The sequence below is a fragment of the Pseudomonas sp. PNPG3 genome (genome assembly GCF_023093815.1).
GTDB classification, from domain to species: Bacteria; Pseudomonadota; Gammaproteobacteria; order Pseudomonadales; family Pseudomonadaceae; genus Aquipseudomonas; species Aquipseudomonas asiatica.
In genome coordinates this window covers 21,030-32,059 of the sequence record NZ_JALLKV010000024.1, presented here as the reverse complement: position 1 = coordinate 32,059, position 11,030 = coordinate 21,030, and the positions used below count along the sequence as shown (strand labels likewise).

The window sequence follows — 11,030 nt, the reverse complement described above, 5'->3', positions numbered from 1 at the left end:
CGCGGGTGAACCCGCTCCCACAGGGTATTCGCATGAAGCCTTATAATGACCGCCTGCTGCCCAAGAGATCCGCCATGAACGCCATTCACATCAAATACCCCGCCCTCACCTTCAAGGCCGGCCAACGCGCCCTGCGGCAGGTCCGCGAGCGCGGCCTGCAGGCGGCCGATGTCGGTGTGCTGCCGGGTGCGGCTGGCGGGCCGAAGCCGCTGGGCATCCAGGGCCTGGACCTGGCGCTGTTCGGTGAGTGGCTGCCGTCGGCACCACGCCAACGTGCGCTGATCGGCGCCTCGATCGGCGCCTGGCGCTTTGCCAGTGCCTGCCTCGACGACCCGGTCGCAGGCATCCGTCGCCTGGGCGAACTGTACACCGAGCAGGATTTCGCCAAGGGCGTCACCCCGGCCGAAATCAGCCGCAGCTGCCAACACATGCTCGATGACCTGCTGCAAGGCCGCGACAGCCAGCTGCTGGCCAACCCGCACTATCGCCTGAACATCCTGGTGGTGAAGAGCCATGGCCAGCTCGCCCACGACCATCGGGGCCGCCTGGGCCTCGGCCTGGGTTCGGTGATCGCCAGCAACCTGCTCGGCCGCTCGCACCTGGCACGGCACTTCGAGCGCGTCATCCTGCACGACGGCCGCGCCACGCCGCCGCTCGACGCACTGACCGACTTCCCCTCGCGCTGCCTGCCGCTGGACCTGGCCAACCTGCGCCATGCCCTGCTTGCCTCGGGCTCCATCCCCATGGTCATGGAAGGCGTGAAAGACATCCCCGGTGCAGGTGCAGGCACCTACCGCGACGGCGGCCTGCTCGACTACCACCTCGACCTGCCCTACCGCGGCGACGACCTGGTGCTGTACCCGCACTTCACCGACAAGGTCGTACCCGGCTGGTTCGACAAGGCCCTGCCCTGGCGCAAGGGCGATGCCACGCGCCTGCAGAACGTGCTGCTGATGACGCCCTCGCCGCAGTACCTGGCGGCCCTGCCCTACGGCAAGCTGCCCGACCGCAATGACTTCAAGCGTTTCATGGGCGATGCGCCTGGCCGCAAGCGCTACTGGTACAAGGCCATTGCCGAGAGCCAGCGGCTGGGCGACGAGCTGCTGGAACTGATTGCCACCGGGCGGTTGCATGAACGCCTGCAAGCCTTGTAGCGGCCATGCTGGTAGACTGCGCGCATTCTTGATTCACATAGAGTTATGACAGCGTGGAAATCTTCAAGGAATTCACATTCGAATCGGCCCACCGCCTGCCGCACGTCCCTGCCGGGCACAAATGCGGTCGCCTGCACGGCCACTCGTTCAAGGTCGGCCTGCACCTGACCGGCCCGCTCGACCCGCACACCGGCTGGATCCGCGACTTCGCCGAGATCAAGGCGATCTTCAAGCCGATCTACGAGCAACTGGACCATAACTACCTGAACGACATCCCGGGCCTGGAAAACCCCACCAGCGAAGTGATCGCCAAGTGGATCTGGGACCAGGTCAAGCCGCTGCTGCCGGAACTGTCGAAGGTGCGCATCCACGAAACCTGCACCAGCGGTTGCGAATATACCGGCGACTGATTTGGTAAACGCACCAGCCCATTCGCGGGCATGCCCGCTCCCACAGGATGCCCACCGTTCTCGAGGTCTGTGATACACCTGTGGGAGCGGGCGTGCCCGCGAAGAGGCCGGCAGCTTCACCAATAAAGCTTCAGCCCTGCCCCGCCTCCAAGGCATCGCGCAGGAAACCGGGGGCGATGTAGCGCTGGTAATGCGCCTCGGACAGCAGGAAGAACTCGCGGTCGATGGCGTCGCGCAACTGCGGCAGCTCCCAGTCGCGAAATTCCGGCAACAGCACCATGCCGTAGGCTTCCAGGTCACGGATCATCCGCGCCCCGCGGGCAATCAGCTGGTACGCCCAGCAATATTCCGACTGCTGCTCGACAAAGCGGATGGAACGCTGCTCCAGTTGCTGGCGCAGCAGGCCTTTGTCGAACACCTCCAGCTTGGCCATCATCACCTGCACCAGCAGCTGCTCCAGGCGCAGCCACACGGCGCGCTTCTGCGCATCGTCGTAGCCGTTCCAGCTGATCACTTCGTGGTGAAACCGCTTGCAGCCACGGCAAACCGTGTCTCCGTAAACCGTGGAGCACAGGCCGACACAAGGGGTCTTGATGGACTTGTTGGACATGAAAAACAACAGCTTGGCGATGGAACACGAACCCATGTTAGCCCTTTGTCTAACCAGGGTCACTCGTTAAAGTCATCTTCGCCGCCTTACCTTCGGGCTTTTTTTGCCGTAGAATCATCCCGCCTTTTCAAAGGCAACAATGTCCGTTGGAAGCTGTTTTCAAAGCGTCACGAGCACAGTTCATCCGGTAGAACGGTGTTGGCCCGGGCCATGCATCCCTCGCATGCCCGTGCCAGCCCTCATCAGCTCCCCGTTCTGCAGGCGTAAAACTTTGAAAGCAGCTTCTGTAAGGATTCTTTGCGACTCTGGCTGGGCGGCCCACAAAGCCGTGGCAGCGCATGGGTGCATTGAATGCTGGATGAGCGTCCCGGACCCCCTTTAGGGACCACTGATGAGGGAAATAACTGTGCTTGAAGCCTACCGCAAACACATCGAAGAGCGTGCCGCCCTGGGTATCGTGCCCCAGCCGCTGAACGCCGAACAAACTGCAGGCCTGGTCGAGCTGCTGAAAAACCCGCCGGCCGGCGAAGAAGCCTTCCTCGTAGACCTGATCACCCACCGCGTACCGCCAGGGGTCGACGAAGCTGCCTATGTCAAGGCCGCTTTCCTCTCCGCCGTCGCCAAAGGCGAAGCCAAGTCGCCTCTGATCGACCGCAAGCACGCCACCGAACTGCTGGGCACCATGCAGGGCGGCTACAACATCGAAACGCTGGTCGCACTGCTGGATGACGCCGAACTGGGCGCCGTCGCGGCCGAACAGCTCAAGCACACCCTGCTGATGTTCGATGCCTTCCACGACGTGGCCGAAAAAGCCAAGGCCGGCAACGTTCACGCCAAGGCCGTGCTGGAATCCTGGGCTGCCGGCGAGTGGTTCACCTCGCGTCCGGCCATCGCCGACAAGTACACCCTGACCGTGTTCAAGGTCCCTGGCGAAACCAACACCGACGACCTGTCCCCTGCCCCGGACGCCTGGTCGCGCCCTGACATCCCGCTGCACGCACTGGCCATGCTGAAGATGGCCCGCGACGGCATCGAGCCGCAGCAGCCTGGTTCGGTCGGCCCGCTGGCCCAGATCGAAGCGGTCAAGGCCAAGGGTTACCCGGTTGCCTACGTCGGTGACGTGGTCGGTACCGGTTCTTCGCGCAAATCCGCCACCAACTCGGTGCTGTGGTTCTTCGGCGACGACATTCCGTACGTACCGAACAAGCGCGCCGGTGGTTTCTGCTTCGGTACCAAGATCGCCCCGATCTTCTACAACACCATGGAAGACGCCGGCGCCCTGCCGATCGAATTCGACTGCACCAACCTGGCCATGGGCGACGTCATCGACGTTTACCCGTTCAAGGGCGAAGTGCGCCGTAACGGCAGCGACGAACTGGTCACCACCTTCGAGCTGAAAACCGAAGTGCTGCTGGATGAAGTCCGCGCTGGCGGCCGTATCCCGCTGATCGTCGGCCGTGGCCTGACCGAGAAGGCCCGTGCCGAACTGGGCCTGGGCGCCTCCGACCTGTTCAAGAAGCCGGAGCAGCCTGCCGATTCGGGCAAGGGCTTCACCCTGGCACAGAAAATGGTCGGCCGTGCCTGCGGCCTGCCGGAAGGCCAGGGCGTGCGCCCAGGTGCCTACTGCGAGCCGAAGATGACCACCGTCGGTTCCCAGGACACCACTGGCCCGATGACCCGCGACGAGCTGAAGGACCTGGCGTGCCTGGGCTTCTCCGCTGACCTGGTGATGCAGTCGTTCTGCCACACCGCGGCCTATCCGAAGCCGATCGACGTCACCACCCACCACACCCTGCCAGACTTCATCCGCACCCGTGGCGGCGTGTCGCTGCGCCCGGGCGACGGCATCATCCACAGCTGGCTGAACCGCATGCTGATGCCTGACACCGTGGGTACCGGTGGCGACTCGCACACCCGCTTCCCGATCGGCATCTCGTTCCCGGCCGGTTCCGGCCTGGTGGCCTTCGCCGCCGCCACCGGCGTCATGCCGCTGGACATGCCAGAATCCGTGCTGGTGCGCTTCAAGGGCAAACTGCAGCCAGGCATCACCCTGCGTGACCTGGTCCACGCCATCCCTTACTACGCCATCCAGAAGGGCCTGCTGACCGTCGAGAAGAAGGGCAAGAAGAACATCTTCTCCGGCCGCATCCTCGAGATCGAAGGCCTGAACGAGCTGACCGTCGAGCAAGCCTTCGAGCTGTCCGACGCCTCGGCCGAGCGTTCCGCTGCCGGTTGCACCATCAAGCTGCCAGAGAAGGCCATCGCCGAGTACCTGCAGTCCAACATCACCCTGCTGCGCTGGATGATCGGCGAAGGCTACGGCGATGCCCGCACCCTGGAGCGCCGCGCCCAAGCCATGGAAGCCTGGCTGGCCAAGCCTGAGCTGCTGTCGGCTGACGCTGATGCCGAATACGCCGAGATCATCGAAATCGACCTGGCCGAAGTGAAAGAGCCTGTGCTCTGTGCACCGAACGACCCGGACGATGCCCGCCTGCTGTCTTCGGTACAGGGCGAGAAGATCGACGAAGTGTTCATCGGTTCGTGCATGACCAACATCGGCCACTTCCGCGCTGCCGGCAAGCTGCTGGACAAGGTCAAGGGCGGTATCCCGACCCGTCTGTGGCTGGCTCCGCCAACCAAGATGGACGCTCACCAGCTGACCGAAGAAGGCTACTACGGCATCTACGGCAAGGCTGGCGCGCGCATGGAAATGCCAGGCTGCTCGCTGTGCATGGGTAACCAGGCACGTGTGCAGACCGGCTCGACCGTGGTCTCCACCTCGACCCGTAACTTCCCGAACCGTCTGGGCGACGCCACCAACGTGTACCTGGCATCGGCCGAGCTGGCCGCTGTCGCTTCGATCATCGGCAAGCTGCCGACCGTCGAAGAGTACATGCAGTACGCGAAGGACATCGACAGCATGGCTGCCGACGTTTACCGCTACCTGAGCTTCGACCAGATCGCCGAGTTCCGCGAAGCGGCAGCCAACGCCAAGATCCCGGTGGTTCAGGCATAAGCTGAGTTGTAAGACGTAAAAGAAAGCCCCGGCAGAAATGTCGGGGCTTTCTTGTTTCCACCTGTACCGGCCTCTTCGCGGCTAAAGCCGCTCCCACATGGCCCCCACAGTTTTCGAGGGCTGCGCAAGACCTTGTGGGAGCGGCTTTAGCCGCGAAGAGGCCAGCACAGGCAACCTCAGATCACGAACAGGTCGACAAACCTGTGCACCGCCATCTGCTCCAGCTTCTGCTGGTTCTTGCACACATCCACGATCTCCCCACACCTCTGCCGCGCAAAGCGCGTCGCCAGGTTGTCCCTGAACTTGGCCTCCAGCAACGGTATGCCCTCCCCTCGCCGCCGGCGATGCCCGATCGGGTACTCCACCACCACCTGCTCGGTACTGCTGCCATCCTTGAAGAACACTTGCAGCGCATTGGCGATCGAGCGCTTGTCCGGCTCCAGGTACTCACGGCTGAAGCGCGGGTCTTCCACCACCTCCATCTTTTCACGCAGGCGGTCGATGCTTGGGTGGTTGGCATGGAAGGCGTCTTCGTAATGCTCGGCCACCAGATGCCCGAAAATCAGTGGCACTGCCACCATGTACTGCAGGCAGTGGTCGCGGTCGGCGGCATTGGCCAGCGAGCCGCTCTTGGAAATGATGCGGATCGCCGACTCCTGAGTGGTAATGACGATACGGTCGATCTCGTGCAGGCGGTTACGTACCAGCGGATGCAATGTTACCGCAGCCTCACAGGCGGTCTGGGCGTGGAACTCGGCAGGGAAACTGACCTTGAACAGCACGTTTTCCATCACGTAGCTACCCAGGGCTTGCGGCAGGCGCAGCTCTTGCTGCTCGGACGGCTTGAGCGCCAGGTCCTTGTTGGTGTGGCTGAACAGCACATCGTAGAAGCCCCACTGCGGCGCGGTGAGCACGCCAGGCACGCCCATCTCGCCACGCAGGGCAATGTCGGCCAAGCGCACGCCACGGCTGGAAGCATCCCCGGCGGCCCACGATTTGCGCGAACCAGCGTTGGGCGCATGGCGGTAGGTACGCAGCGCCTGGCCATCGACGAACGCGTGGGACAAGGCGCTCAGCATCTGCTCACGGTTGGCCCCCATCAGCCTGGCGCACACGGCGGTGGAGGCTACCTTGACCAGAATCACATGGTCGAGGCCAACGCGGTTGAAGGCGTTTTCCAGCGCCAGCACGCCCTGGATCTCGTGAGCCATGACCATGGCTTCGAGCACATCGCGCATCAGCAGTGGCGCTTCACCTGCGGCCACGCGCTTCTGCGACAGGTGATCGGCAACGGCCAGGATGCCGCCGAGGTTGTCCGACGGGTGGGCCCATTCGGCGGCCAGCCAGGTATCGTTATAGTCCAGCCAGCGAACCGTGCAGCCGATGTCCCAGGCAGCCTTGACCGGGTCGAGGCGGTAGGCGGTGCCGGGCACGCGGGCGCCGTTGGGCACCAGGGTGCCTTCCACCTGGGGGCCTAGCAACTTGGTGCATTCGGGGAAGCGCAGAGCCAGCAGGCCGCAGCCGAGGGTATCCATCAGGCAGTTGCGCGCGGTATCCAGGGCTTCGGCGGATTCGACCCGATACGTGAGGGCGTAATCGGCGAGGGTTTGCAGCACCCGGTCGTAGTCCGGGCGGGCGTTGAGGTCTACGTTGGCGCTCATATCCAGCTCCCTTCAGAATTGCCGGGGCTGCTTTGCAGCCCTTCGCGACACAAGGCCGCTCCTACAGGTACCGCGCAAACCGTGTAGGAGCGGGCTTGCCCGCGAAGGGGCGCAAAGCGGCCCCAACGAACTAAAGCCGAGCGCCAGTGGTGCGTTAGAAGCTATCGCCAGGCACGCGAACCCAGCCCTCCATCAGCACGCGAGCACTGCGGCTCATGATTGCCTTGGTCACTGTCCATTCACCATTCACCTGGCGCGCCTCGGCCCCCACCCGCAGGGTGCCCGAGGGGTGGCCGAAACGCACGGCGCTGCGCTCGCCCCCGCCTGCGGCGAGGTTGACCAGCGTGCCCGGAATGGCCGCCGCGGTACCGATGGCCACCGCGGCCGTCCCCATCATTGCATGGTGCAGCTTGCCCATCGACAAGGCCCGTACCAGCAGGTCGATATCACCTGCCTGCACCGCTTTGCCACTGGACGCAGTGTAGGTGCTCGGCGGCGCGACGAAAGCCACTTTCGGCGTGTGCTGACGCCCGGCAGCCTGGTCGACGTTGTCGATCAGGCCCATGCGCACGGCGCCATGGGCGCGAATCGTCTCGAAGCGCAGCAGCGCCTGCGAGTCACCGTTGATGGCGTCCTGCAGTTCGGTGCCGGTGTAGCCGATATCCGCCGCATTGACGAAGATGGTCGGGATGCCGGCATTGATCAGGGTCGCCTTGAACGTACCGACACCCGGCACCTCGAGGTCATCGACCAGGTTGCCGGTGGGGAACATCGCCCCGCCGTCGCCATCTTCGTCGGCCGCCGGATCGAGGAATTCCAGCTGCACCTCGGCGGCCGGGAAGGTCACCCCGTCCAGCTCGAAGTCGCCGGTTTCCTGTACTTCACCTTCGGTGATCGGCACATGGGCGATGATGGTCTTGCCGATGTTGGCCTGCCAGATGCGCACGGTGGCGATGCCATTGCGCGGAATGCGTGCCGGGTCGACCAGGCCGCTGCTGATGGCGAACGAACCGACCGCGGCGGAGAGGTTGCCGCAGTTACCGCTCCAGTCGACGAAGGCCTTGTCGATGCTGACCTGGCCGAACAGATAGTCGACGTCGTGCTCAGGCTTGATGCTCTGCGACAGAATCACGGTCTTGCTGGTGCTCGAAGTGGCACCGCCCATGCCGTCGATCTGCTTGCCGTAAGGGTCGGGGCTGCCGATCACCCGCAGCAGCAGTGCGTCGCGGGCCGGGCCGGGGATCTGCGCCTGCTCGGGCAGGTCTTGCAGGCGGAAGAACACGCCTTTGCTGGTGCCGCCACGGATGTAGGTGGCGGGGATTTTTACTTGCGGTACATGAGCCATGTTCAATTCCTGTCTTGCGCACCCCCTGTGGGAGCGGGTTCACCCGCGAAAGCGTCCGATCAGAAAACAATGTTGTATCTGCTGACGCATTCGCGGGTAAACCCGCTCCCACAGAGGACCGCGCTGCTCTTGATTAGGCGGTCGCTTCGAGGAAGTCCTGAGCGAAGCGCTGCAGCACCCCGCCGGCCTCGTAGATCGACACTTCCTCGGCGGTGTCCAGGCGGCAGGTCACCGGTACCTCCAGGCGCTCGCCGTTGGCGCGGGTAACCACCAGGGTCAGCGTCGCCCGCGGCGTGCGCGCGCCCAGCACGTCATAGGTTTCGCTGCCATCCAGGCCGAGGGTCTTGCGGTCGGTGCCCGGCTTGAACTCCAGCGGCAGTACGCCCATGCCCACCAGGTTGGTACGGTGAATACGCTCGAAGCCTTCAGCGACGATCGCCTCGACACCGGCCAGACGCACACCCTTGGCCGCCCAGTCACGGGACGAACCCTGGCCGTAGTCGGCACCGGCGACGATGATCAGTGGCTGCTTGCGCTCCATGTAGGTCTCGATCGCCTCCCACATGCGGGTGACCTTGCCTTCCGGCTCGATACGCGCCAGCGAGCCCTGCTTCACGCTGCCGTCTTCCTTGCGCACCATTTCGTTGAACAGCTTGGGGTTGGCAAAGGTGGCGCGCTGGGCGGTCAGGTGGTCGCCACGGTGGGTAGCGTAAGAGTTGAAGTCCTCCTCCGGCAGGCCCATCTTCGCCAGGTACTCGCCGGCAGCGCTGTCGAGCATGATGGCGTTGGACGGCGACAGGTGGTCGGTGGTGATGTTGTCCGGCAGCACTGCCAGCGGGCGCATGCCGCGCAGGGTCCGTTCACCGGCCAAGGCACCCTCCCAGTAAGGTGGGCGGCGGATGTAGGTGCTCATCGGGCGCCAGTCATACAACGGCGCCACCTTCGGCCCACGGTCTTCCTCGATGGCGAACATCGGGATGTACACCTTGCGGAACTGCTCCGGCTTGACCGCGGCACGTACCACGGCGTCGATTTCTTCGTCGCTGGGCCAGATATCCTTGAGGCGGATTTCCTTGCCATCGACCACGCCCAGCACATCTTTCTCGATGTCGAAGCGGATGGTACCGGCGATGGCGTAGGCCACCACCAGTGGCGGCGAAGCGAGGAACGCCTGCTTGGCATACGGGTGGATGCGCCCGTCGAAGTTGCGGTTGCCCGACAGCACGGCGGTGGCGTACAGGTCACGGTCGATGATTTCTTGCTGGATCACCGGGTCCAGGGCACCGGACATGCCGTTGCAGGTGGTGCAGGCGAAGGCGACGATGCCAAAGCCGAGCTGTTCCAGCTCCTTCTCCAGCCCGGCCTCTTCCAGGTACAGCTGCACGGCCTTGGAACCAGGCGCCAGCGACGACTTGACCCACGGCTTGCGGGCCAGCCCCAGTTTGTTGGCATTGCGCGCCAGCAGGCCTGCGGCAATCACGTTGCGCGGGTTGCTGGTGTTGGTGCAGCTGGTGATGGCAGCAATGATCACCGCGCCATCTGGCATCTGCCCTGGCACTTCTTCCCAGCTGCCGGCGATGCCTTTGGCCGCCAGGTCGCTGGTGGCGACGCGGGCATGCGGGTTGGACGGGCCGGCCATGTTGCGCACCACGCTCGACAGGTCGAAGCTCAGGGTGCGCTCGTAGACTGCGCCGCCCAGGCTGTCGGCCCACAGGCCGGTGGCCTTGGCATAGGTTTCCACCAGCTTGACCTGTTGCTCTTCGCGACCGGTCAGGCGCAGGTAGTCGATGGTCTGCTGGTCGATGGCGAACATCGCCGCAGTGGCGCCATATTCCGGGGCCATGTTGGAAATGGTGGCGCGGTCGCCCAGGGTCAGGGCACGTGCACCCTCGCCGTGGAACTCCAGGTAGGCGCCGACGACTTTCTGCTTGCGCAGGAATTCGGTCAGGGCCAGCACCAGGTCGGTGGCGGTGATGTTCGGCGCCAGCTTGCCGGTCAGCTCGACGCCGACGATTTCCGGCAGGCGCATCCACGAGGCACGGCCGAGCATCACGTTCTCGGCCTCCAGGCCACCCACGCCGATGGCGATCACGCCCAGGGCGTCGACATGCGGGGTGTGGCTGTCGGTGCCGACGCAGGTGTCCGGGTAGGCCACGCCACGGTCGTTGTGGATCACCGGCGACATCTTCTCCAGATTGATCTGGTGCATGATGCCGTTGCCCGGCTGGATCACGTCGACGTTCTTGAACGCCTTCTTGGTCCAGTTGATGAAGTGGAAGCGGTCTTCGTTGCGGCGGTCTTCGATGGCGCGGTTCTTTTCGAAGGCCTGCGGGTCGAAACCACCGCACTCGACGGCCAGCGAGTGGTCGACGATCAGCTGCACCGGCACCACAGGGTTGACCTGGGCCGGGTCGCCGCCTTTGTCGGCAATGGCGTCACGCAGGCCGGCGAGGTCGACCAGTGCAGTCTGGCCGAGAATGTCGTGGCACACCACGCGGGCCGGGAACCACGGGAAGTCGAGGTCGCGCTTGCGCTCGATCAGCTGGCCCAGCGAGGCGTCGAGGGTAGCCGGGTCGCAGCGGCGCACCAGGTTCTCGGCGAGTACGCGAGAGGTGTAAGGCAGGCCATCGTAGGCGCCGGGCTTGATGGCCTCGACCGCCGCGCGGGCATCGAAGTAGTCCAGGTCGGTGCCTGGCAGGTGCTTGCGGAATGCAGTGTTCATATCGTTATCAGGCTCGGTCACGGTATTCGGGGGCAGGTGCGGCTCAGGCCTTGGGGGCGCTACGCGCCCCTTTCGCGACACAAGGCCGCTCCCACAGGTACTGCGCCGTCCC

General features: G+C 64.4%; 7 protein-coding genes. 3 read left to right on the top strand and 4 right to left on the bottom strand.

Annotation, left to right across the window (positions count from 1 at the left end; translation table 11 throughout):
* Positions 1-74: 74 nt before the first annotated feature.
* Together MJ643_RS16915 and queD are read left to right on the top strand one after the other, a co-directional pair.
* On the top strand, positions 75-1,154 hold the full coding sequence (locus MJ643_RS16915; protein ID WP_044046954.1) for a patatin-like phospholipase family protein: 1,080 nt from the start codon (positions 75-77) through the stop codon (positions 1,152-1,154).
* A 53-nt stretch (positions 1,155-1,207) separates the two neighbouring features.
* Positions 1,208-1,564 (top strand): 6-carboxytetrahydropterin synthase QueD, encoded by a 357-nt coding sequence (queD, locus tag MJ643_RS16910; RefSeq protein ID WP_003256551.1) that lies wholly within the window; start codon positions 1,208-1,210, stop codon positions 1,562-1,564.
* Between the two features lie 130 nt (positions 1,565-1,694).
* On the opposite strand, the gene MJ643_RS16905 is transcribed toward queD, so the two are convergent.
* On the bottom strand, positions 1,695-2,174 hold the full coding sequence (locus MJ643_RS16905) for a DUF1289 domain-containing protein (RefSeq protein ID WP_015269719.1): 480 nt from the start codon (positions 2,172-2,174) through the stop codon (positions 1,695-1,697).
* 406 nt (positions 2,175-2,580) lie between these two features.
* Between MJ643_RS16905 and acnB the strand changes: the two genes are divergently transcribed.
* Positions 2,581-5,190: a bifunctional aconitate hydratase 2/2-methylisocitrate dehydratase gene (gene acnB / locus MJ643_RS16900; RefSeq protein WP_023661205.1), complete on the top strand. Its 2,610-nt coding sequence runs from the start codon at positions 2,581-2,583 to the stop codon at positions 5,188-5,190.
* 176 nt (positions 5,191-5,366) lie between these two features.
* On the opposite strand, the gene prpD is transcribed toward acnB, so the two are convergent.
* From prpD to acnD, 3 genes are all read right to left on the bottom strand, one after another.
* On the bottom strand, positions 5,367-6,851 hold the full coding sequence (gene prpD, locus MJ643_RS16895; RefSeq protein ID WP_047932632.1) for a 2-methylcitrate dehydratase: 1,485 nt from the start codon (positions 6,849-6,851) through the stop codon (positions 5,367-5,369).
* A 154-nt stretch (positions 6,852-7,005) separates the two neighbouring features.
* Positions 7,006-8,196: a 2-methylaconitate cis-trans isomerase PrpF gene (prpF, locus tag MJ643_RS16890; protein ID WP_013971913.1), complete on the bottom strand. Its 1,191-nt coding sequence runs from the start codon at positions 8,194-8,196 to the stop codon at positions 7,006-7,008.
* Between the two features lie 133 nt (positions 8,197-8,329).
* Complete coding sequence (gene acnD / locus MJ643_RS16885) at positions 8,330-10,918, bottom strand: Fe/S-dependent 2-methylisocitrate dehydratase AcnD (protein ID WP_015269715.1); 2,589 nt, start codon at positions 10,916-10,918, stop codon at positions 8,330-8,332.
* Positions 10,919-11,030: the final 112 nt, after the last annotated feature.